Below are 21,551 nucleotides of genomic sequence, written 5' to 3'. Positions count from 1 at the left end.
TAATGGTCCGTGCTATTCACTTATTAATAAAAGGTCCCCTAGGGAGAAATTGATTTCTTTTTGTGCTATATTAACAATATTGGATAAAAGGAACGGATTGAGAGGAGCTATTATTAGTGGACATATTTTTCCTAGGAACAGGGGCGGGGATGCCGGCAAAACTCCGCAATGTGACGTCAATTGCACTGAAATTGTTAGAAGAGCGGGGGGCCGTTTGGTTATTTGATGCCGGTGAGGCGACCCAGCATCAAATTTTACATACATCGTTAAAACCTCGTAGAATTGAAAAAATCTTTATTACTCACCTTCATGGTGATCATATCTATGGTCTGCCTGGATTATTATCAAGCCGCTCTTTTCAAGGCGGAGAATCCGAGGTATCGGTTTATGGACCAAAAGGGATTAAGGACTATATTCATGTCAGCCTTTCATTAAGCCAGACCTATTTGAAATACCCGCTAACTGTTATTGAAATTGACGAGGGGATTCTTTTTGAAGATGAGCAGTTTACAGTGGAAGCCCTCAGGTTAGATCATGGCATCCCTTCATATGGGTATCGAATTGTCGAAAAGAATCGGCCTGGAACATTACTTGCTGATAAGCTAAAGGAAGCGGGAGTACAGCCAGGACCCATTTTTAGAAAAATTAAAAATGGTGAAACAGTTACCCTTGAAGACGGCAGGACAATTGATCCGAGTAAGTTTCTAGGTCCTGAACAGAAGGGGAGAATTGTCACGATTCTAGGGGACACACGGTACTGCGAAAATGCGATTTCATTGGCTGAAAATGCAGATATTTTGGTGCATGAAGCGACTTTTTCAGCGGATGAAGAAAAACTTGCCCACGACTATTTTCATTCAACCACACATCAGGCAGCAGAAGCTGCTAAGAGGGCCGGTTGCAAGCAACTGTGTCTAACCCATATAAGCTCCCGTTATGATCGAAATGCTTGGCGGGAATTGGTGGATGAGGCAAAGGAAGTTTTTCCGAATACAGATATAGCTGAGGATTTTAAAGAAATTAATATTCCTCTTCGAAATTAAATAGGGATATTCACTAATTTTTTTGATTCGCAAATAAAACCGGGTTTTTCGCAAATAAAATAGGACTTTGCGCAAATAAAATAGATGTATTCGCAAATAAAATAAATACCCTGCTGATGATAAACATAAGAAGAGGATGTCCATTTTAGTAGACACCCTCTTTTTGATTTATAACCAGCCGCGCTCGTATTGTTTGGGGCCCTCAATTGGAACCCCTAATTCTTTTGCTGCTGTCCGGGCCCAATATGGGTCGCGAAGTAATTCACGAGCTAGGAAGACTAAATCAGCTCTGTCATTTTGTAAAATTTCCTCGGCCTGGATTCCGGAAGTGATTAATCCTACCGCACCTGTTGAGATATCGGCGCCAGTCTTGATGGTCTCTGAGAATTTCACTTGATATCCAGGATAAACGTGAATATGGGCGGGTACAACGGCACCTGAGCTAACATCAATTAAATCAACACCTTGTTCTTTCATCCAATGGGCGAACGTGATGTAATCTTCAGCGGTTAATCCTTCTGCGTGGTAATCATGTGCAGATACTCTCACAAATAATGGGCCTTCCCAAACGGTTTTCACTGCATCAATCACTTCTCGGAGGATTCGGTAGCGGTTTTCAGCCGAACCGCCGTATCCATCGGTCCTTTTATTGGCAAGTGGTGAAAGGAATTCATTGATAAGATACCCATGAGCACCATGGATTTCAATCACATCGAAACCTGCTTTTGCTGCACGCTCCGCGCCTTTTTTAAATGCTACTACTGTTTCTTCAATATCCGTTTTGGACATTTCCTTTGGTGTTTTCATGTTTTCATTAAAAGCAAGTGCAGAAGGGGCAAGAATTTCACCTTCTAATACGGCTTTTCTGCCGGCATGAGCGAGTTGAATCCCAGTCTTGGCACCATGCTCCTTCATAAGACCAACAAGCTCAGAAAAGCCCTCTATATGCTCATCGCTCCAGATTCCTAAATCTCTAGGGGATATCCTGCCTTGAGGTGTTACTGATGTTGCTTCAACTATAATTAGACCAACCTGACCGACCGCCCTGCTTGTGTAGTGGGTCCGATGCCAGTTTTGAACATGGCCATCTTCATGACTGGAATACATGCACATCGGTGACATCACTATTCGATTTTTAAGTGTAACACCCTTTATTGTATAGGGTGAAAATAGTTTTACTGCCATTTCAGAAGCCTCCTGAATTCAATCTAAATTATCCTTTTCTAGTATAGCAAAAGGATCTTTTTAATGAAAAAATCAAGCTTCTAATCTTTTTCTCGCAGTTCACTTAACCGATAGGTGGTCCCCCTCCATACAATTCCTCCGCGCTTAAAGGTTAAGAGGCTCGCCCGAATAATCGAATAAATAAACAGTAAGGCAGTGATTGGAAAGACCAAAAACATCATAGGGGAGAATAAGGTTAATTTTTTTATGACAACCACATAAAGAATTCCGCAAAGAACAATATTTCCGAAGCTTAATAGGGCAACAGTTGTATTCCCTGAAAAAATCATCACAAAGGGCAGAACGTTGGTGATAAAAACCCCGAGGATCGCAAAGATCACCATGCTGATACGATAGTGCAATCCGGCAAATGTATTTTTCTCTAGTCCAACTAATGCTTCTTTTAAACTTCCATACCATTCCACTTCGATTAGATGAAGTGCAGTCACAATTCTTTGGCGGTAGCCTGCTTTTTTCATTTTCATCCCAAGTTGCAGGTCATCATCCGGCCGCATTTTTATCTTCTCATGTGTTCCAAACGATTCATAAGATTTTTTTAAAACAAGAATAAACGCACCAATCCCTGTTCCGATTTTTGATTTTGGGTTATTTGCCAACCAAGGACGTTTAAAATAAGAAAAACCAAACAGGAAAAAGGCAACAAATGATTTTAACCAAAATCGGTTAGCACTTAAGTTTGGTGCAGCGGTCAGATGGTCAAGCTTGTGTCTTTCAAAATAGTGGAGCGCTTTTGCGAAGGCTTGCTTTTCAAATTTTACGTCAGCATCGGTAAACAATAGCCATTTCCCTGAAGCTTGAAGTGCGCCCGTGTACAAGGCGTTATTCTTCCCAAGCCAGCCCTCAGGCAATTGATTAACATGGAGGACTTTTAGGCGCGGGTCTATTTTTGTTAATTCTTCCATGATGGTTCCAGTCATGTCAGTTGACCGATCATTGACAAGTATCCATTCCACATTTTTGTAGGTTTGCTCCAGCTGACTCAGGATACTTGCTTCGATTTGTTTTTCCTCATTACGGGCGGCAACTACTACAGATAATAGCGGCCCAAGCTCCATGCCTTCTTCTTTTTCCAGCGGATCTATTTTTCGTAAACCAATTAGTCCGTCTAAAAGAAAAATAGTCCAGACTAGCATACCTAAAGAAAATAAGATCGTTAGCATCCACGACACTTCCCTAGCCTTTTTTTACTAGTGTAATGTAAACAAGGCAAAAGTCCAATTTAGGAAGGTTGGTCTGCAGTCTGAAGCCTAGAACTTAATTCTTCCCCCATTTTTTTGGATTGCGCAGTTGCTGCTTTAATGCATGAAATAAATGCTTGCTGGACCCCGTGTTCTTCAAGAACTCTAATGCCAGCTTCTGTTGTTCCGCCTGGGCTTGTTACTTCCATACGCAGTTGAGTAGATGATTTGCTTGATTTTTTCACCATCTCTGCTGCCCCAAGTAATGTTTGGACAATTAGTTCACTGGCCATTTCTTTGTCTAGTCCTACTTCCACTGCACTTTTTTCCATGGCTTCGATAAGATAATAAATATAGGCTGGCCCACTTCCTGATAGCCCCGTAACGGCATCTAACTGCTCTTCTTCTACAAAAGAAGCCAAGCCAACTGTTCCAAACAAGTTCTTGGTTGTTTCTAACTGCTGCTCGGTAACACGTTGATTCACGGCAACAGCGGTGGCCGATTTTCCAACAGCAGCCGAAGTGTTTGGCATCGACCGTACAATCGCAAGTGGTAATTTTGCCAATGTTTCAATTGTCATCATGGAAACACCAGCTAAGACTGAGACGACGAGCATTTGTCCCGTTAAGTGTTCACGAATGGATTGGACGGCTGTCGCGACATCCTTTGGTTTCATTGCTAACATCACAATGTCCGCTTGATCAAACAGTTCATTCAAATTATAAGTCGTTCGAATACCATAACGAGTTTCTAAATTAGTTAATCTTTCTTGATTAGAATTGTTTGTAATCCAGATATTTTTTTTATTAATTAGCCCATTTTCAAGAATTCCTGAAATGAATGCTTCAGCCATCGATCCTGCACCAATAATTGCTATTTTTTCCATTAATATTCCTCCATTTCGATTCTTAAAAAAACAAAAAGACCCCTCATCCGTAAAGGACGAAAGGTCTAGCTTCCGTGGTACCACCTTCATTTACCCTTGCTTAAATTGCAAGAAGGGTTCACTCGACTCCGATAACGCCGGATATGCGTTAGGTTTTCCTAAGTGCTCCTAAGGTAGGTTCAATGATTAAGAGGGCGGTGAAGTCTTTCAGCCGTCGAACTTCACTCTCTTTCGCCATTTCTCATTTACTGGCCTTATTCATCGCTTTAACGAATCAAATTTTACTAGATTATGCAAGATAAACAACCCATCTGTCAATAGATAAATTTATTGAATTTTTTATTTTTTCTAAAAAATTATGCAGAAATAATGACAATTGGTTAAAAAGTCGCTACACTTTAGTATATATAATAAATGTCACATAATGTTCATATCTATATCGTTGAGTTCTTTATTCGACAATAATGTTAAGGGGATTTAGTAATGACAAAATGGAAAGACGGAATAGCCAAAATTACGATGCCGACTCCTTTTGCGGTCGGAGATGTCAATGTCTATTTGATTAAAGGCGAGCGATTAACGCTTGTAGATGCGGGCGTAAAAACGGAACAGTCCTGGATGTCACTGAAGGAGCAAATGGGGGATTTAGGCTTAAGTCCTGCTGATATTGAGCAGGTGATTCTAACACATCATCACCCCGATCATGTTGGGATGCTTGATTTTTTTCCGGATTCGTTAGAAGTATATGGTCATTATTTGAATGAACGATGGATTCACCAAACAGAAGCTTTTTTTCAAGAACAAGAGGAATTCTTCCGTGTGCATTTTCTAGAATTCGGGTTGCCCGAGGAATATTTTTCGTTACTTTCTAAGTTAAGAAAAACATTGAAATATTCATGTAACCGGTCACTAACTGGACATCTTGTTGAGGGAATGAGACCTCGTGGGCTAAGTGAGTGGCAGGTCATTGAAACACCGGGTCATGCTCAAAGTCAAATTGCGCTTTTCCGGGAAAAGGATGGAATTTTGATTGGCGGAGATTTAATCTTAGCGCACATTTCACCAAATCCATTGCTCGAGCCGCCAGCCCCTGGTGAAACAGAAAGGCCGAAACCGCAGTTGCAACATAATGACTCCATGAAGAAGCTGCTATTGTATCCGGTTCAATGTGTCTACACTGGTCACGGCGAGGAAGTCTACCAGTTAGCAGAGTTGATTGAAAAACGTTTGATACGCCAACACGAGCGGGCAATGACGGTTCATAGCTGGTTAAAAGAAGAGCAGCTCACCGTTTTTGAAATCTGTAAACGCCTGTTTCCGTCTGTTTATCAGCGCGAACTGATGCTGACAATTTCGGAAACCGTCGCACAACTTGACTATTTATCATCTATCGGGGAGATTATTAGTAAGAATACTAAGCCCGTGTTTTATCAAGCTAAGCAATAAGCATTGGGTCAACTCAGATGAGGTGTAGAAATGGTTAGGGAACATTTAAAAGGTAAAAATATCGTGATTACGGGTGCCTCCGGAGGAATCGGAGCGGAAATCGCCAAGCTTTGTGCGGCAAGCGGTGCCAATCTTGTTCTGCTTGCACGAAGCATTGGCAAGCTCGAGCAGCTGCAAACGGTACTACAGCAAAAGTATCAAGTAAAAGTGGATGTTTTCAAGCTGGATGTCTCGGATACAGCTCAGGTGCAGGAGGTTTTTCAACGGATTTTCGATAGAATCGGAGAGATTGATATCCTTGTCAATAATGCCGGCTTTGGAATTTTCCGGGAAGCCCATTTGGCAACAATAGATGAAATCAAGGGAATGTTTGAGGTCAATGTCGTCGGGCTTATGGCCTGCACAAGCATGGTGTTGCCGAAAATGCGGGAACGGCGTTTTGGTCATATTATCAATATTGCTTCACAGGCTGGTAAGATTGCCACGCCCAAATCGAGTGTCTATTCAGCCACTAAGCATGCCGTGCTTGGATACACAAACTCACTGCGAATGGAGCTTTCCGATTATAATGTACAAGTGACTTCGGTGAACCCTGGTCCAATTGCCACTGATTTTTTTAATATAGCCGATGAACAAGGCACGTATGTTAAAAATGTGCAGAGATTTATGCTCAAGCCCGAGTACGTCGCTCAGAAGATCGTTGACAGCATGCTGACGAAAACAAGGGAGATTAATTTGCCGCGCTGGATGAATATGGGAAGTGTTGTGTACGTCCTCTTCCCGCGGCTGTTTGAGCTCCTTGGCAAGCGTGCATTTAATCAGAAATAGTTTATAAGTTAATTAGGCCTCTTTTTTAGAGGCTTTTTGTTTTGCTGTCATCCTGTTAAAAACTCATAAACTGTATCATTTACAACCTCATATTTAAGTTTATTGAAGAAGAACTACGTTGGACGGCCTCTCTATTTAACGGTTGAATGGAAATTTTTGCCGATTTATTTCAAAGGTAATCATAACCATACTCTTTGTCTTGGCACTGATATCACGAAAAGAAAATTTTTCAGAATAGTATTGAACATATTGGTTTCTCCAACAATTAATCAAGAAAGTTTGGTCCATCACGACCGCACTGTGAATTTTTCACTAGTGCGGTTTTTTTGTATCACTCTGCTAAATACTCATATACCGTATCATTCACAATCTCGTATAAATCTGCAGTTGGTTCCTCTGCTTTCGTTTGAAGGATTTGATTGCTTAGCTTCTCCAAATCGTTGTCTCCAATAGGCATTGTCCCCGTCTCATAATACTGTTTAAAACAATTTTTGATCATCTTAGCCACCAATTTTTTATCCATAAACATGCACCTCACTATCCATTATACTATGTTTTCCTCGACTTCCATAAAAGAACGGTGTCAAAAAATTTCCATTGAACACGAACACATATTCGCTTATGATAATGAATATAATAAAAAGGAACGAATGTTCGATATTCTGATTGTGAGGGAATGCCATGGTGGATTACAGCGCACTGCCGCAAAATAAAATTTTATGTGTGGACATGAAGAGCTTTTATGCCAGCTGTTCAGCTGTTATGTGGGGCCTTGACCCTATGGAGTGTTATTTAGCGGTGGTTGGTCAAAAAGAGCGGCAGGGAAGTATCGTCCTTGCTGCTTCGCCGCGTATGAAAAAAGAATTTGGCATCAAAACGGGTTCCCGGATGTTTGAGATTCCACAAGACCCCAGGATTCAAATTGTTGAGCCAAAAATGGCAACGTATTTGCGGATTGCTACCGAAATTTCTCGTGTCTTTAACCGCTATGTTCCAAAAGAAGCGATTCATGTCTATAGCGTCGATGAAAGCTTTATTAAAGTCGATGGTGCCATTCATTTGTGGGGGGATGCTCACACGATTGCCAAAAAAATAAGGGATGATATTGAGCGGGAGTTTCAACTGCCGTGTGCCGTTGGAATTGGCCCTAACATGTTACTGGCAAAGCTATGTCTTGATCTTGATGCCAAGAAAAGCGGAGTGGCCGAGTGGACATATGAAGATGTTCAGACAAAGCTCTGGAATGTGTCACCGCTCAGGGAAATGTGGGGGATCGGCAGACGTGTCGAAAAAACATTAAATGGGATGGGTATTTTTACTGTCGGTCAGCTAGCCCGTTATGATTTAGAAAAGCTGGAAAAGAAATTTGGTATCATGGGAAACCAGCTTTATCATCATGCCTGGGGAGTTGACCTTTCTGATTTGGGTGCACCGCTTATCCAAGGACAAATCAGCTTTGGAAAAAGTCAAATTCTGTTAAGGGACTATAAAGAGGAAGCGGAAATTAAGACGGTCATTTTAGAAATGTGTGAGGAAGTAGCAAGGCGGGCAAGGACGCATCGAAAAGCAGGGAGAACGATAAGTCTCGGAGTCGGCTACAGCCAGGATGAATTTGGCGGCGGTTTTCATCGCTCTAGAAGCATTGGCCAGCCAACGAATGTGACGATGGAACTTTACCGTGTGTGTCTGGAATTATTTCATGAGCATTACACCGGGAAGACGGTACGACAGATTTCGATTGCCATCAGTAATATTGTTGATGACCGTGAGCTGCAGCTTGATCTTTTCGACATGGGTGCATATAAGAGGCGAGAGCTCGGCTATGTGGTGGATACGGTTCGCAGACGCTTTGGTTCAGGTTCCTTGTTGCGCGCGGTTTCATATACGGCTGCTGGAACGGCTAAGCATCGGGCTACACTTGTTGGTGGACATAAAAGATAAATGCGGAAGTGCCCGTTTAGCGGCGTTAAAACTAGACCGTAGTCAAATAATTAAGGCTGAATACTGAGAAAGAAGGAGAGGCGGATGATTCGCGACCGTGGAAGGATCAAATGGACGTCGATGATGCTTCCTGAGCATGTGAAATTGCTCAGGGATTGGGTGAAAGAAGATCGGTACGAACAGAAACGAGAAATGGATGAACAGCATCTGGAGCTCATGAACGGGATCTTGTCCGAAGCGATTGAATATGATCAGTACGTGACGATCACCCATTACCGGAATCGGAACTATGAAATCGTGATTGGCAAAATCCATTACTGGGATGAACTGACGCAAAGGCTTCATGTGATAGATCGCTTTGATGAGGTGCACCGGATTCCGATGGATGCTATTGCTGACATTCGGATGACGGAGATCTAAATCTATGAGCAAAGATGAATCAACCTCTCGTAACATGTGGTACAATCACCATATGCTAAATGAGAGGGGCAATAAACTTGGAGATAACTATTACTGCAGAGGCAGCTAACAAAATAAATGAGCGAATTGACGGTCGAGAAGGCTACTTAAAGCTAAAATACGATACAGACGGCTGTGGCTGTGCCGTAAACGGGGTAGTGGCTTTGTGGTTTATACCAGAATTAGATAATGATGATATAGCTATTGAAACAAATGACCGGACGGTTTATGCAGAAAAATCAAAAATGGTCTTTTTCGATGAGCAAATGAAAATTGACTTTTCTAAAGCGTGCAATTGCTTTCAACTAAAGAGTCCGCAACAAATCCTAAATGGCCGTATGAGCCTTATAATTAAAGAAAAAACAGACTGATCCATGATGGATAGTCTGTTTTTAGCTTGGCAATGGATGATCAACATATTTTTGTAAAAATTCATCAATCACCCGTTCGTAATCAGCACGGTTTTCATTAAAGGACTGGGCATGTCGGCCGTTAGCCGCTAAAAAAAGCATTTTAGGACCCTTTTTATGCTCAAATAAATCCTTTGTCATGGTAGGAAGGATAAAATCATCCTTTTGGCTGTGAATGAACAAAATCGGATGTTTGATATTTTCAATGACCGAAATTGGTGAAACATTTCGGATCGAATATTTGTCCCGAAGGCGTAAAAGGGCATCCCCAAGCGGTAGCAAAAGACCAGGGATGAGCTTGAAATCCTTTTTAATCAAATAAGCCAACTGCTCCTTAAAATCAGAAAATGGGCAATCGGCAATATAAAAATCTGCCCCATCCTCAAGGAGTCCAGCATATAACAGCATGGTAGCTGCGCCCATCGATTCGCCGTGAATTCCCAGTTCAAGTTGAGGTCCTTTTTCTTTTTTGAGCCAATCGACGACTGTCTTCAAATCAAATTTTTCATAATGACCAAAACTAGTTGTTTTGCCACCAGATTCCCCGTGACGACGATGGTCATAAATTAACGTATTAAACCCACGCTCTAAGAACATATTTGCATATTTAATGGAATTAATTTTCGTTTCGGTCACACCATGAGAAATAATGATATAGCGGTTGGTCTGGTGCGGTTCTACGAGCTGGGCTTTAATCGTGTATCCAAAAGGCGAAGAAATATCAACCTCCCGTTTTGGGAGAGAATCAAATTCATCGGGATTATACCGGCCAGCTTCTTTTTCACGCCTTAAAATTAATTCCTCATCCTTCTTTTTCATATACATGAGACGGTTTGTAAAATACAAACCAAGAGATAACCAGAAAAACAACAAGACAAACAAAGTTCGAAATGCCTTCCTCACCATTGGCACCTCCTGCAAGAATTAATATAACATATGTAAAACAAGTACCAAGCGCCCATAAATTAACCATTTTAATTTTAACACAAAGAAAACCGCTGACACCAATGAGCGGTTTCCGAGTTTACAGAATGATTTACTGCTCTGCGTTTTGTCTTTTGGTAGGATGAATGGCTTTTTCGATTTCTTCAGCGGCAATCACCCGCTTGCCTCCACCTGCTGTGTCTGCATAGTTTTTTCCCTTTTGGCTGGACCCTTTATCACGTTTTTGGCTCAAAATAATCAGCCTCCCTTCAAGCTAGTCTCAATTAATAAGATGCATTAGTAGAAGATTGATTATTCATGAAAAATTTAATTTAGACAGTTTGGCATGAAGACGGTAATAATAAATTGTTTTTTTGTCAGTAGGTACGAATAACCTCTCATTTTGCAGCCCATCAAGTGGGCCAACCTCGATAATTGAAACCTTTTTAGGTAAATTTAGGATTCATTTTCCCCCTCTGATAATCATACTTTCATTGTAGTGGGGTTAATTTTAAAAAAGCAAGAATAATAGAAATTTTGACAAAATAAGAGGATTTTCTGTGATTTTGAGAGAAATAGTAAAGGGAAAATGGGGATAAGGGGAGAAAACAGGATGAAAAAAATATGTACATCCTTCCAGGATGCAGTTGCCGGTATTCATGATGGGGCTACATTAATGGTTGGTGGGTTTGGTTTGTGCGGCATACCGGAAAACCTGATACTTGCATTGGCAGAAAAAGGCGTAAAGGATTTAACAGTTATTTCAAATAACTGCGGGATTGATGAGTGGGGTTTAGGACTTCTTTTAAATAATAAACAAATCAAGAAAATGATTGGCTCCTATGTCGGGGAGAATAAAGAGTTTGAGAGACAGGTATTAACAGGCGAACTCGAAGTAGAATTGACGCCTCAAGGCACATTGGCTGAAAAAATCAGGGCAGGTGGGGCTGGGATCCCAGCATTTTTTACACCTGCTGGGGTAGGAACACCGATTGCAGAGGGGAAAGAAACAAAGATTTTTAACGGGAGAGAATACCTTTTGGAAGAGGCACTAACTGCCGACTTTAGTCTTGTTAGGGCATGGAAGGGCGACAAAATGGGAAATCTCGTTTATCACAAAACAGCGCGAAACTTCAATCCGATGATTGCAGCTGCTGGAAAAGTAACGATTGCTGAAGTGGAAACACTTTATGAAATTGGCGAATTAGATGCTAATTTTATTCATACCCCTAGTATCTATGTACAAACAATTATCGAAGGAACACAGGAAAAACGGATTGAGAGATTGACAGTGAGAAAATAGTGTTGGGAGAAGGGAGAGAGCGCAATGGTGAATGAAATTGTCTCCGTTAGAGAGAGAATTGCGATAAGGGCTGAGAAGGAAATAGAAGACGGATTTTATGTAAATCTAGGCATAGGTATGCCAACTCTAGTTGCTAATTTTATGTCAGCAAATAAACAGGTTGTCTTGCAGTCTGAAAATGGTCTTCTTGGCATCGGACCCTATCCAGGTGCGGATGAGGTGGACCCAGATTTAATCAATGCCGGTAAAGAGACCGTTACGGCAATTAGTGGTGCAGCCTATTTCGATAGCGCCGAATCGTTTGCGATGATTCGCGGCGGGCATGTCAACTTAGCGATACTCGGTGGAATGGAAGTATCTGAAACAGGTGACTTAGCTAACTGGATGATCCCTGGAAAGATGATAAAAGGAATGGGTGGTGCGATGGACCTTGTCCACGGAGCACAAAAAATAATTGTTATCATGGAGCATGTAAATAAAAAGGGTGAATCAAAAATATTGAAACAATGTACGCTTCCCTTAACAGGTAAAGGGGTAGTTAATCGAATTATTACCGAGCGTGCGGTCATGGATGTAACGGATTCTGGGCTAAGGCTCGTGGAAGTTGCTAAAGGGTATACGATTGAGGATGTTGTCAATTCTACTGAAGCCACATTGTATGTGGACGAAAACGTGGTACTTGAAGCTTATTAAAATAACAAGTAAGAGCAGGCTGATTATGATTAAGCATAGCCTGCTTTTTTATATAGGCGATGCTTGGTGACATGGTATAATATAAATGAAATTTTGATGATGGAGGCGTTTTGAATGAAAAAGCAATCTAAACAAAAAAATCAATCGAAACCCAAAAAAGATGATTCAGCGGTAACGCTTGGCGATATGATCAACCCAAATTTATTCAAGCAACTAAAAGAACAACAAGAACAGCTTAGAGCAGCAGAAGAAAAAAGAAAAGAAGACGAAGAGGTAAGAAAGAGAGAAGAAAGACGATTAAAAGAAAAAAACAAATCATTTGCAGAACTATTAAATGAGAGCGGCATGAACTGGAAGGAGTTTAAATAAAAACAATATAAAAAGGAGGGCGTACGAACGCTCTCCTTTTAACGATGTTCTTTATAAATGCCAGCCTTCGTTAACTCTCTAATTACTGAAACTTCTTCCTCAGAAAGCGGCTGACTTCTGACCGCTTTCGCATTACTCCTAATTTGTTCAGGACTACTAGCCCCGGCAACAACAGAGGCTACAACAGGATGGGCCAGATTATACTGTAGGGCTATCTCTGTAAAAGAGCGTGTGGCTGCTACCTTTTCCTTTAACAACGGCAAGACGTCATTCAACTCGGTTAAGCTGTAGTCTTGATACCCCTTCTCAGTTACCTTCTCAAGCATTTTATCACTTAAAAGACCTTTTGCGAGCGGTCCGCGGGTCACAACGCTAAGCCCATGTTCCTCTAGCAGTGGCAAGGCTTCTTCCTCAGGGCGGCGGTCTAAAATACTGTATTGCATCATTACTGATACGATACTGGCCTTTTTAACATATTCCCTTATAACATTTGGTCGAATTGATGAAATGCCATAGTAGCGAATATAACCTTCAGCTTTTAATTCTTCAAACGCTTCAATAGTTTCATCAATTGGATCATTGATTGTCCCGCCGTGTAGCTGATAAAGATCGATATAGTCGGTACCCAGTCGGTTAAGACTTTGTTTGACTTCTTCCTTTATATAGGACTTCGAAGGGTCCCATGACCATCCCTTCTGATCTTGACTCCAGCGATTCCCAACCTTTGTTGCAATAATGACGTTTTCACGGACTTCCTTCAATGCTGTCCCAACTATTTTTTCATTTTCACCAAAATCATATAAATCGGCCGTATCGAAATAATTAATCCCCTCCTCAAGTGAGGCCTCAATAATTTTCCTTGCGGTTTTCTCCTCGGTTCCAATCGACATACAACCAAGCCCCAGTTCTGACACATATAAATCTGAATTTCCTAGTCTTCTCTTTTTCAAAAACTCACCCCGTCCTTTTCTACAATTTTATTAAAGAAAAGGACAGACTACAATCGAAAGACTTTATTTTTGATTCACCTTTTCAATCCATTCGGAAACGGTGAAATAATCTTTATTGTATTCTTTTAGTTTCTGAAGTATTTCCCATCCTTTTCCAACAAGAATGATTCCTTTATCATGAACGTACACCTTCATTCCATCCCCCTCCAAATAAAGTATGGTAAAATGTATGAGCAGATTAAAGGAATAGAACAGGAGTGACCCATATGAGCAATCTCGAAGAAAAAACACTTCATAGTGAAGAAATTTTCTCAGGAAAAGTAATCAGTCTTCATTTACAGGATGTACAGCTTCCGAACGGGAAACAATCGAAACGGGAGATCATTAAACATCCCGGGGCTGTCGCTATTTTAGCCATTACCGACAACAAGAAAGTAGTAATGGTTGAACAATACCGGAAAGCACTGGAACGAACCATTGTTGAAATTCCCGCCGGAAAGCTGGAAAAAGGGGAAGAGCCTGAGCTTTGTGCTCGCCGTGAACTGGAGGAAGAGACAGGCTATGAGTGCGAGAGCCTTGAATGGCTTACTTCTTTTTACACCTCGCCGGGATTTGCCGATGAAATCGTTCATGTCTATGTTGCGACAGGACTAAGCAAAAAAGAAAATGCAGCAGCACTTGATGAGGACGAGTTTGTTAATCTAGAGGAATTAACTCTGGAAGAAGCAGCTCAATATGTAAAAGAACAAAAAATATATGATGCTAAAACGATTTTTGCTGTTCAATACTTACAATTGCAAGAGGCGTTGAAAAATAAATGAATCGCTACTATGTAGATTTACATATACACATTGGACGTACCTGGACAGGGAAGCCGGTAAAAATCACCGGTGCCAAGTCTCTAACGTTTACGAATATCATTGAGCATGCACGACACGAAAAGGGACTTAATATGGTTGGGATCATCGATAGCCATTCGCCTGAAGTCATCCTTGAAATGGAAAGTCTTATCCAAAGTGGAGATGTAGTGGAACATCCGGACGGTGGGTTAGTGTTTGGTGATTTAACTGTTATTCCCGGTTCTGAATTGGAGATTTATGACGAACAATCTAACGGCCCAATCCACTTGCTTATGTTTTTTCCGAATCTTTCCGTGATGAGGGAGTTCTCATCCTGGCTGTCAGGTCACTTAAAAAATATTCAACTGAGCTCACAACGGATCTATGCAACGGGTCTTGTTTTGCAAAAAAAGGTAAAAGAATTAGGTGGAATCTTCATTCCTGCTCATGTTTTCACGCCTTTTAAAAGTTTATACGGGAAAGGTGTGAATCATTCACTTACTGAGGTATTGGACCCGGAATTGATTGACGCAATTGAGCTTGGATTAAGTTCTGATACGACTATGGCGGATCAAATAAAGGAATTACATGACTATACATTTGTTACGAATTCTGATGCCCATTCGCTTGCAAAAATAGCCCGTGAATACCAAGTCATTGCGATGAAGGAACCAACATTTTTAGAGTTGCAGAAAGCATTAAAGAAGGAAGATGGACGTAAAATTATAGCAAATTATGGTCTTGATCCATTGCTCGGTAAATACCATAAAACAGTTTGTGCAGAATGCCATCATCCTGCTGCTGATGAGGATCAAATATGTACGCAATGTGGAAATAAGAAAATTATTAAAGGTGTAGCTGACAGAATACTTGAACTGAAAACGGCTGAACAAGGTCCAGAAGACCGTCCGCCCTATATCCATCAAGTCCCGCTGGAGTTTATCCCTGGCTTAGGACCTCGCTTACTTGAGAAGCTGGTTGATCATTTTGGGAGTGAAATGGCGATTTTGCATGATGTACCATATGAAGGAATGAAAGAGGTTGTCCCGGAAAGAATCGCCGACCTTATCCTAAAAGCAAGAGCGGGTAAAGTAAATCTAGCAGCCGGCGGCGGTGGGAAATACGGAAAAATTTCAGACTAAAAAAAGATGAACCCCGGTAGCATTGATATGCTCCCCAATAGGTAGACAGATTAAAAAATAAAAAATCTGGCTACTTATTGGGGAGTATTTATTATGTCTAAAAGGTCCTATTCTGTAGAAGAAAAATTCGAGATATTGAAAGTGTTGGTGGATAATCAATATTCGATAAACGAAGTCGCATCAATTTATAAAGTACACCACTCCTCTATTTTGGAATGGAAACATAAATTTGATAAGTATGGGACGGACGGTCTAAAGGAGTCTTCCACTTGGAAAAGGTATTCTAAGGAACTAAAACTATCCGCCATAAGGGATTACCTTTCTGGTAAATATTCTTTACGAGAGATTACAAGAAGGTATGAAATATCGGATTTATCGGTCCTCAGGAAATGGATTAACAAGTATAATAGTCATAGTGAATTAAAGGATACGTCACACGGAAGGACGAGCTCTATGACTAAAGGAAGAAAAACCACTTTAGATGAACGGAAACAAATTGTTTATTATTGCTTGGAGAACGGTAAAGATTATCAAAAAGCAGCCGAGACCTATCAAGTTTCTTATCAACAAGTATATCAGTGGGTTAAAAAGCATGAAGATGGTGGAGACGAAGCGCTTAGGGATAAGCGAGGAAAGAATAAAGTAGAAGCAGAGCTTTCTCCAGAAGAGAAGGTTAAACTCGAGATGCGAAAGCTGGAAAAAGAAAATGAACGTTTACGTGCAGAGAACGAATTCTTAAAAAAGTTAGAGGAGATCGAAAGGAGGCGAAGATAAGTCAAATTCGATTTGAAGATAAGTATATCGCAATTCAAGAGCTACATCAGGAAGAAAATCTCGCTATTGTCTTACTCTGTGAGGTTGCAGGAATTGCACGATCTGCTTATTATAAGTGGCTAAATCGCACACCTTCTGTTCGTGAGATTCGAAATGAAGAAATTATAAAGGAAATGAAGTCTCTTCATGAGAAAGTTGATGGAATCTATGGATACCGTCAAATGACTTTAAATATGAATCGAAAATTCGAGGAGGACCTCAATCATAAGCGAATTTATAGACTAATGAAGATATCTGGCCTTGAAAGCGTCATTCGGAAAAAGAAGAAACGTTATAAGCCCTCAACTCCCCAACACGTTGCAGAAAATGTGCTCAATCGTGAGTTCACAGCGGAAAAACCGAATGAAAAATGGGTTACGGATGTCACCGAATTTAAATATGGCCAATCAAAAAAGGCTTATTTAAGTGCGATTCGTGATCTATATGATGGGTCGATTGTTAGCTATGTTTTAGGACATTCAAATAATAATAACCTTGTCTTTAAGACACTAGACCAAGCAATAACCCATTTAGATGGAGACAAACCACTTATTCATAGTGATCGAGGGTATCAATACACCTCTCATGGATTTAAACGAAAGTTAGATGCCGAAGAGATGACGCATAGTATGTCGCGGGTGGGTAGATGTATTGATAACGGGCCAATGGAATCTTTTTGGGGAACACTTAAATGTGAAAAGTATTATTTACATAAGTATGAGACATTCGAAGAACTTTCTATTGCGATAGACGATTACATTAAATTTTATAATTATGAAAGATATCAAAAACGACTAAACGGCCTTAGCCCTATGGAATATAGAGCTAAAGCCGCTTAGTGCATTTTTATTATTTCCACTGTCTACTTGACGGGGGGCAGTTCACATAAAGCTATCGGGTTTTATTATGTAATCTATTAAAATGTGGGAATAGATATACTAGACTGGCATACAATGTATTAACTGAACTGAGAATAGTAGGAGGATACGCAAATGAAAAAACGATTGTACCAGTCCGATGCCGCTAGTTATTTCCGTGAGCATTCCTCAATTTTTTTGTTTATTGTTGTCTTATTTTTAATGGGAGTAATCTTTGGGGCAATTGTTGTAAACAGTATGAGCATTACTCAGAAGGAAGATTTATTCTACTATTTATCACAATTTTTTGGCCAAGTCTCGAGCGGAAAAGAAGCAGAAGACAATGATTTATTCCTGCAAAGCCTTTTCCATAATAGTAAGTTTATTGGGCTTATGTGGATACTAGGAATTTCAATCATCGGTCTTCCAGTGATTCTTATTCTGTTATTTATTAAAGGAATGGTAGTTGGGTTTACCGTGGGTTTTCTTGTCAGTCAAATGGGCTGGCAGGGCTTTATGCTCGCATTTGTTTCGATTTTGCCTCAGAATCTGATTATTATTCCCGTATTTATAATGATGGCAGCATTATCAGTGATTTTCTCACTTCGAATGATCAAAAAGCAGTTTATGAAAAAATATGCCCAGCCAATCCTTCCTTTTTTTAAAAGTTATATTTTAACCTTGATAGTAGCGGTAATATTTATAACTGCAGCATCTGGGATAGAGGCCTATCTTTCGCCTTGGTTAATGAAAACCATCATTAGTTCAACCGTTTTAAAATAATTATTATATAATACTTAATATAGATTATTGTTTATTGCAGTTTATAATAATTTTATTTTGATTCTCAATTGTCATCTGTTATAATGAGAATTAACAGTGGCGAGGGAGGGACTTCAGGATGGAAACTAGAATTGAAAGAATTAAGAAACAGTTGCATTCAGCAAGCTATAAACTAACACCTCAGCGTGAGGCAACCGTTCGAGTTTTATTGGAAAATGAAGAGGATCATTTAAGTGCGGAAGATGTATACCTCCTCGTGAAAGAAAAATCGCCTGAAATTGGTTTAGCAACTGTTTATCGGACGTTGGAATTATTAACGGAATTAAAAATTGTTGATAAAATAAATTTTGGGGATGGGGTTTCTCGCTATGACCTTCGCCAGGAAGGTGCAGCCCATTTTCATCATCATCTTGTTTGTATTGAATGTGGTGCCGTTGATGAAATTCAAGAGGATTTACTTGAAGATGTAGAAGCAGTTGTGGAACGCAAATGGAATTTTAAAATAAAAGATCATCGCCTCACTTTTCATGGGATCTGTTACCGATGCCAGGATAAAGATAAAGAGGACGAAAAAGCGGATTAACCAAAGAAAGCTCCTTGTAAAAAGGGCTTTTTTCTTTTTGGCTGTGTTAAAGCTAAATGTAGATTTTACACACTCTGTTGATTGGAGCGGAATGCGCGAGACTCCTGCGGGAGTACGGGGCAGGGGAGACCCCACAGGCGCGTAGCGCCGAGGAGGCTCCCCGGAACGCCCGCGGAAAGCGAAGAGCATGGAGCGGAAATCAACAGACAAGTTTAACAGATTAAAAAAGAATTTCCCCTATATTACCAATGACTAGGTATAAAATTTATCTATTTTGGCATACATTTTACTAAATGATTGGAAATTGGGGGAAGCGGGATGATCTTATTTTTAAAAGCAGCATTAAAAACCTTAAAGGTCTTTATCATATTCACAGGGTGCACGATTCTTTTCTATTATGGTATTATGTTGGTGAATGAAGAATATCAAAATTATCATCGCTATGATGAACCGGAAGGAGCTGCGCTAAAAGTTTCGAACGCAGTGTATGAGGAGGATTCTTCCTTGTTAGATCGGCTGATGTTGTTTTATTTAAATGGGGAGTAAATGCGATGGACGAGCAAATAAAGGATTTTATGGATTATTTAACCGTTGAAAAAGGTTCAGCCAAAAACACAATTATGGCGTATGAGAGAGATTTAAAAAACTATCTTCATTATTTGATAAATGTCGAATCCGTCCATTCTTTAAATGATGTACAACGTGTACATATTGTCCACTTTTTAAGATTTCTAAAAGAACAGGGGAAATCCTCGAAAACATTGGCACGGCACATCGCCTCTGTCCGTGCATTTCATCAATTTTTATTAAGGGCCAAGGCAACAGATCAAGACCCATCTGTTCAAATAGAAACACCCAGACATGAAAGATCACTGCCCAATGTATTGAGTTTACAAGAAGTAGAAATCCTGCTGGACGCACCTAATACACAAGATCATTTTGGAATAAGGGACAAGGCTATGCTTGAACTGCTATATGCTACAGGTATCCGTGTTAGTGAACTAATAGGTCTTGAGATTGATAATATTCAGTTAACGATGGGGTTTGTTCGTTGTACCGGGAATAAAGAACGAATTATTCCCATTGGACGTGCTGCAGCTGATGCCATAAAACATTACCTGGAAGATGGGAGACATCGGTTTACATCCGCAAAGCAACAAGATCATGCTTTGTTTTTAAACCATCAAGGAAAGCAGCTAACACGCCAAGGGTTTTGGAAAATATTGAAAAAGCTCGCTAGAGAAGCCGGAATAGATAAAGAACTAACACCACATACCCTTCGCCATTCTTTTGCAACGCATTTGTTAGAAAATGGTGCTGATTTACGAGCAGTCCAAGAAATGTTAGGTCATGCAGATATCTCTACCACACAAATATATACACATGTTTCAAAAACAAAGTTAAAAGACGTATATAGTAAATTTCATCCTCGAGCTTAATAGAATGAGAGTTCTATAAAAATCATATAATTGTCAAAAAGCTGCCTGAAATTCGGTGGCTTTTTCCTTGTAATTTCTAAAACATTTAGTACAATAGAGATGTCAGACTTCTGACGAATAGATTTAGATTAGTTTATAATACTAAACAAAAGAGGGTAACCTATTCTTGTGTAATGTTAATATTTGCAAACGTTTTCTACGGAAAAAGGAGGAAGAATTGAATGGCTGCAAATACATATAAACGTATTTTTATTATCGTAATGGATTCGGTAGGTATCGGTGAAGCACCAGATGCTGAAAAATTTGGTGACAAGGGCGCAGATACTTTTGGTCATATTGCGGAAAGAATGAATGGTCTGAACATGCCAAATATGGGCAAGTTAGGCTTAAGTAATATCCGTGAAGTTAAAGGAATTGAAAAAGCAGAAAAACCGTTAGCGTATTATACAAAAATGATGGAGGCCTCTAACGGAAAAGATACCATGACAGGTCACTGGGAAATAATGGGTTTGAATATTCAAACCCCTTTCCGTGTATTCCCAGAGGGTTTTCCAGATGAGCTCCTCTCTGAATTAGAAAAACGAACAGGCAGAAAAATTATCGGCAATAAGCCTGCAAGTGGCACTGAGATCCTCGTGGAGTTGGGCGAAGAGCATATGAAGACCGGTGCATTGATTGTCTATACTTCTGCAGATTCTGTCCTTCAGATAGCTGCCCATGAAGAAATCATTCCCATTGAAGAGCAATATAAAATCTGCAAAATCGCTCGTGAATTGACTCTTGACGAGAAGTACATGGTTGGCCGTGTCATTGCTAGACCTTTCTTGGGAGAACCAGGAAATTTTAAACGTACTTCTAACCGTCACGACTATGCATTAAAACCATTTGATCGTACAGTTATGAGTGAATTAAAAGATGCTGGCTTCGATGTCATTGCGATCGGAAAAATTTCCGATATTTATGATGGAGAAGGTGTAACTCAATCACTTAGAACAGTTTCTAATATGGATGGAATGGATAAGTTAGTGGAAACATTGGATATGGATTTTACAGGTATTAGTTTTATAAATCTAGTTGACTTTGATGCCTTATACGGCCACCGCCGTGACCCAGAAGGCTATGGTAAAGCACTGGAAGAATATGATGCACGCCTGCCAGAAGTGTTTGCAAAAATGAAAGACGACGACCTATTAATGATTACTGCAGACCATGGAAATGACCCAGTTGCACCAGGTACGGACCATACACGTGAATACGTACCTTTACTTGTTTATTCAAAAGGCATGAACGGAGGGAAGGAACTCCCGATCAGAGAGACCTTTGCGGACCTTGGGGCAACTGTTGCTGAAAACTTCAATGTGAAACTACCTAACTTCGGAAAAAGTTTTTTAAATGAATTAAATTCAAAAGGGGTATAAA

Annotated in this window: 25 protein-coding genes; 17 read left to right on the top strand and 8 right to left on the bottom strand. The window is 40.2% G+C overall.

From position 1 onward, the window contains the following. Positions 1–116 precede the first annotated feature (116 nt). The gene (rnz, locus tag CCK98_RS24025; RefSeq protein ID WP_088088884.1) at positions 117–1,043 is read left to right on the top strand and encodes a ribonuclease Z; all 927 of its coding nucleotides are present in this window, start codon (positions 117–119) and stop codon (positions 1,041–1,043) included. Positions 1,044–1,211: 168 nt separating this feature from the next. Here rnz and namA read toward each other — a convergent pair whose 3' ends face one another. From namA to proC, 3 genes are all read right to left on the bottom strand, one after another. After that, positions 1,212–2,228, bottom strand: coding sequence for an NADPH dehydrogenase NamA (gene namA / locus CCK98_RS24020; RefSeq protein WP_088088883.1), 1,017 nt, complete (start codon positions 2,226–2,228; stop codon positions 1,212–1,214). Between the two features lie 80 nt (positions 2,229–2,308). After that, on the bottom strand, positions 2,309–3,448 hold the full coding sequence (locus CCK98_RS24015) for a glycosyltransferase family 2 protein (RefSeq protein ID WP_088088882.1): 1,140 nt from the start codon (positions 3,446–3,448) through the stop codon (positions 2,309–2,311). 59 nt (positions 3,449–3,507) lie between these two features. Further along, positions 3,508–4,353 (bottom strand): pyrroline-5-carboxylate reductase, encoded by an 846-nt coding sequence (proC, locus tag CCK98_RS24010; RefSeq protein ID WP_088088881.1) that lies wholly within the window; start codon positions 4,351–4,353, stop codon positions 3,508–3,510. A gap of 483 nt (positions 4,354–4,836) precedes the next feature. On the opposite strand from proC, the gene CCK98_RS24005 reads away from it, so the two are divergent. Further along, positions 4,837–5,799 carry an MBL fold metallo-hydrolase gene (locus CCK98_RS24005; protein WP_088088880.1) on the top strand — a complete coding sequence of 321 codons (963 nt, stop codon included), beginning with the start codon at positions 4,837–4,839 and terminating at the stop codon, positions 5,797–5,799. A gap of 30 nt (positions 5,800–5,829) precedes the next feature. Continuing rightward, a complete protein-coding gene (locus tag CCK98_RS24000) occupies positions 5,830–6,627 on the top strand; it encodes an SDR family oxidoreductase (RefSeq protein ID WP_088088879.1) in 798 nt (265 codons plus the stop codon). Between the two features lie 331 nt (positions 6,628–6,958). Here CCK98_RS24000 and CCK98_RS23995 read toward each other — a convergent pair whose 3' ends face one another. Next, a complete protein-coding gene (locus tag CCK98_RS23995; RefSeq protein WP_088088878.1) occupies positions 6,959–7,150 on the bottom strand; it encodes a YqzH family protein in 192 nt (63 codons plus the stop codon). A 158-nt stretch (positions 7,151–7,308) separates the two neighbouring features. On the opposite strand from CCK98_RS23995, the gene CCK98_RS23990 reads away from it, so the two are divergent. From CCK98_RS23990 to CCK98_RS23980, 3 genes are all read left to right on the top strand, one after another. After that, the gene (locus CCK98_RS23990) at positions 7,309–8,568 is read left to right on the top strand and encodes a UV damage repair protein UvrX (protein ID WP_088088877.1); all 1,260 of its coding nucleotides are present in this window, start codon (positions 7,309–7,311) and stop codon (positions 8,566–8,568) included. Between the two features lie 84 nt (positions 8,569–8,652). After that, a complete protein-coding gene (locus CCK98_RS23985; RefSeq protein WP_088088876.1) occupies positions 8,653–8,988 on the top strand; it encodes a YolD-like family protein in 336 nt (111 codons plus the stop codon). 77 nt (positions 8,989–9,065) lie between these two features. After that, positions 9,066–9,398 (top strand): iron-sulfur cluster biosynthesis family protein, encoded by a 333-nt coding sequence (locus CCK98_RS23980; protein WP_088088875.1) that lies wholly within the window; start codon positions 9,066–9,068, stop codon positions 9,396–9,398. A gap of 21 nt (positions 9,399–9,419) precedes the next feature. Here the strand turns inward: CCK98_RS23980 and CCK98_RS23975 are convergent, their stop codons facing one another. Both CCK98_RS23975 and CCK98_RS35615 read right to left on the bottom strand, forming a co-directional pair. Beyond that, positions 9,420–10,340: an alpha/beta hydrolase gene (locus CCK98_RS23975; protein ID WP_088090535.1), complete on the bottom strand. Its 921-nt coding sequence runs from the start codon at positions 10,338–10,340 to the stop codon at positions 9,420–9,422. Positions 10,341–10,473: 133 nt separating this feature from the next. Beyond that, positions 10,474–10,614, bottom strand: a complete 141-nt coding sequence (locus tag CCK98_RS35615; protein ID WP_168244984.1) for a hypothetical protein — start codon at positions 10,612–10,614, stop codon at positions 10,474–10,476. Positions 10,615–10,974: 360 nt separating this feature from the next. Between CCK98_RS35615 and CCK98_RS23970 the strand changes: the two genes are divergently transcribed. From CCK98_RS23970 to CCK98_RS23960, 3 genes are all read left to right on the top strand, one after another. Further along, a complete protein-coding gene (locus CCK98_RS23970; RefSeq protein WP_088088874.1) occupies positions 10,975–11,664 on the top strand; it encodes a CoA transferase subunit A in 690 nt (229 codons plus the stop codon). Between the two features lie 24 nt (positions 11,665–11,688). Continuing rightward, complete coding sequence (locus CCK98_RS23965) at positions 11,689–12,357, top strand: 3-oxoacid CoA-transferase subunit B (RefSeq protein ID WP_088088873.1); 669 nt, start codon at positions 11,689–11,691, stop codon at positions 12,355–12,357. A 114-nt stretch (positions 12,358–12,471) separates the two neighbouring features. Then, on the top strand, positions 12,472–12,726 hold the full coding sequence (locus CCK98_RS23960; protein ID WP_088088872.1) for a YqkE family protein: 255 nt from the start codon (positions 12,472–12,474) through the stop codon (positions 12,724–12,726). 38 nt (positions 12,727–12,764) lie between these two features. On the opposite strand, the gene CCK98_RS23955 is transcribed toward CCK98_RS23960, so the two are convergent. Both CCK98_RS23955 and mciZ read right to left on the bottom strand, forming a co-directional pair. Continuing rightward, positions 12,765–13,676, bottom strand: coding sequence for an aldo/keto reductase (locus CCK98_RS23955; RefSeq protein WP_088088871.1), 912 nt, complete (start codon positions 13,674–13,676; stop codon positions 12,765–12,767). A gap of 63 nt (positions 13,677–13,739) precedes the next feature. Further along, on the bottom strand, positions 13,740–13,871 hold the full coding sequence (mciZ, locus tag CCK98_RS23950; RefSeq protein ID WP_088088870.1) for a Z-ring formation inhibitor MciZ: 132 nt from the start codon (positions 13,869–13,871) through the stop codon (positions 13,740–13,742). A 71-nt stretch (positions 13,872–13,942) separates the two neighbouring features. Here mciZ and CCK98_RS23945 point away from each other — a divergent pair, with 71 nt between their 5' ends. The 8 genes from CCK98_RS23945 to deoB all read left to right on the top strand — a co-directional run bounded on the left by CCK98_RS23945 (position 13,943) and on the right by deoB (position 21,550). Beyond that, a complete protein-coding gene (locus CCK98_RS23945; RefSeq protein ID WP_088088869.1) occupies positions 13,943–14,497 on the top strand; it encodes an NUDIX hydrolase in 555 nt (184 codons plus the stop codon). Next, entirely contained in the window at positions 14,494–15,657 is a 1,164-nt protein-coding gene (locus tag CCK98_RS23940) for an endonuclease Q family protein (RefSeq protein WP_088088868.1), read from the top strand. The genes CCK98_RS23945 and CCK98_RS23940 overlap by 4 nt, the downstream gene beginning before the upstream one ends. A gap of 93 nt (positions 15,658–15,750) precedes the next feature. Then, positions 15,751–17,309, top strand: a protein-coding gene (locus CCK98_RS23935; RefSeq protein WP_088087874.1) for an IS3 family transposase whose coding sequence is annotated in 2 segments (ribosomal slippage) — positions 15,751–16,384 and positions 16,384–17,309 — 1,560 coding nt in all. Because the reading frame shifts where the segments join, the coding sequence is not laid out codon by codon here. 153 nt (positions 17,310–17,462) lie between these two features. Next, positions 17,463–18,110, top strand: coding sequence for a stage II sporulation protein M (gene spoIIM, locus CCK98_RS23930; protein WP_088088867.1), 648 nt, complete (start codon positions 17,463–17,465; stop codon positions 18,108–18,110). A 118-nt stretch (positions 18,111–18,228) separates the two neighbouring features. Then, positions 18,229–18,693 carry a Fur family transcriptional regulator gene (locus CCK98_RS23925; protein ID WP_088088866.1) on the top strand — a complete coding sequence of 155 codons (465 nt, stop codon included), beginning with the start codon at positions 18,229–18,231 and terminating at the stop codon, positions 18,691–18,693. Between the two features lie 318 nt (positions 18,694–19,011). Beyond that, entirely contained in the window at positions 19,012–19,239 is a 228-nt protein-coding gene (locus tag CCK98_RS23920) for a YqzK family protein (protein WP_088088865.1), read from the top strand. Between the two features lie 5 nt (positions 19,240–19,244). Continuing rightward, positions 19,245–20,132: a site-specific tyrosine recombinase XerD gene (gene xerD, locus CCK98_RS23915; protein ID WP_088088864.1), complete on the top strand. Its 888-nt coding sequence runs from the start codon at positions 19,245–19,247 to the stop codon at positions 20,130–20,132. A gap of 221 nt (positions 20,133–20,353) precedes the next feature. Then, positions 20,354–21,550: a phosphopentomutase gene (gene deoB / locus CCK98_RS23910; protein WP_088088863.1), complete on the top strand. Its 1,197-nt coding sequence runs from the start codon at positions 20,354–20,356 to the stop codon at positions 21,548–21,550. Position 21,551 lies beyond the last annotated feature (1 nt).

The sequence above is a fragment of the Bacillus sp. OV166 genome (genome assembly GCF_900177675.1).
Taxonomy (GTDB): Bacteria; Bacillota; Bacilli; order Bacillales; family Cytobacillaceae; genus Neobacillus.
The sequence above is the reverse complement of the archived record's forward strand: the minus strand, read 5'-3'. Positions and strand labels throughout refer to the sequence as shown.

What these genes read in the sequence shown, in the direction of transcription:
- namA (WP_088088883.1), bottom strand. Translation starts at nt 2,228, where the DNA reads ATGGCAGTAAAACTATTTTCACCCTATACAATAAAGGGTGTTACACTT.
- CCK98_RS24015 (WP_088088882.1), bottom strand. Translation starts at nt 3,448, where the DNA reads ATGCTAACGATCTTATTTTCTTTAGGTATGCTAGTCTGGACTATTTTT.
- proC (WP_088088881.1), bottom strand. Translation starts at nt 4,353, where the DNA reads ATGGAAAAAATAGCAATTATTGGTGCAGGATCGATGGCTGAAGCATTC.
- CCK98_RS24005 (WP_088088880.1), top strand. Translation starts at nt 4,837, where the DNA reads ATGACAAAATGGAAAGACGGAATAGCCAAAATTACGATGCCGACTCCT.
- CCK98_RS24000 (WP_088088879.1), top strand. Translation starts at nt 5,830, where the DNA reads ATGGTTAGGGAACATTTAAAAGGTAAAAATATCGTGATTACGGGTGCC.
- CCK98_RS23995 (WP_088088878.1), bottom strand. Translation starts at nt 7,150, where the DNA reads ATGGATAAAAAATTGGTGGCTAAGATGATCAAAAATTGTTTTAAACAG.
- CCK98_RS23990 (WP_088088877.1), top strand. Translation starts at nt 7,309, where the DNA reads ATGGTGGATTACAGCGCACTGCCGCAAAATAAAATTTTATGTGTGGAC.
- CCK98_RS23985 (WP_088088876.1), top strand. Translation starts at nt 8,653, where the DNA reads ATGATTCGCGACCGTGGAAGGATCAAATGGACGTCGATGATGCTTCCT.
- CCK98_RS23970 (WP_088088874.1), top strand. Translation starts at nt 10,975, where the DNA reads ATGAAAAAAATATGTACATCCTTCCAGGATGCAGTTGCCGGTATTCAT.
- CCK98_RS23965 (WP_088088873.1), top strand. Translation starts at nt 11,689, where the DNA reads ATGGTGAATGAAATTGTCTCCGTTAGAGAGAGAATTGCGATAAGGGCT.
- CCK98_RS23960 (WP_088088872.1), top strand. Translation starts at nt 12,472, where the DNA reads ATGAAAAAGCAATCTAAACAAAAAAATCAATCGAAACCCAAAAAAGAT.
- mciZ (WP_088088870.1), bottom strand. Translation starts at nt 13,871, where the DNA reads ATGAAGGTGTACGTTCATGATAAAGGAATCATTCTTGTTGGAAAAGGA.
- CCK98_RS23945 (WP_088088869.1), top strand. Translation starts at nt 13,943, where the DNA reads ATGAGCAATCTCGAAGAAAAAACACTTCATAGTGAAGAAATTTTCTCA.
- CCK98_RS23940 (WP_088088868.1), top strand. Translation starts at nt 14,494, where the DNA reads ATGAATCGCTACTATGTAGATTTACATATACACATTGGACGTACCTGG.
- spoIIM (WP_088088867.1), top strand. Translation starts at nt 17,463, where the DNA reads ATGAAAAAACGATTGTACCAGTCCGATGCCGCTAGTTATTTCCGTGAG.
- CCK98_RS23925 (WP_088088866.1), top strand. Translation starts at nt 18,229, where the DNA reads ATGGAAACTAGAATTGAAAGAATTAAGAAACAGTTGCATTCAGCAAGC.
- CCK98_RS23920 (WP_088088865.1), top strand. Translation starts at nt 19,012, where the DNA reads ATGATCTTATTTTTAAAAGCAGCATTAAAAACCTTAAAGGTCTTTATC.
- xerD (WP_088088864.1), top strand. Translation starts at nt 19,245, where the DNA reads ATGGACGAGCAAATAAAGGATTTTATGGATTATTTAACCGTTGAAAAA.
- deoB (WP_088088863.1), top strand. Translation starts at nt 20,354, where the DNA reads ATGGCTGCAAATACATATAAACGTATTTTTATTATCGTAATGGATTCG.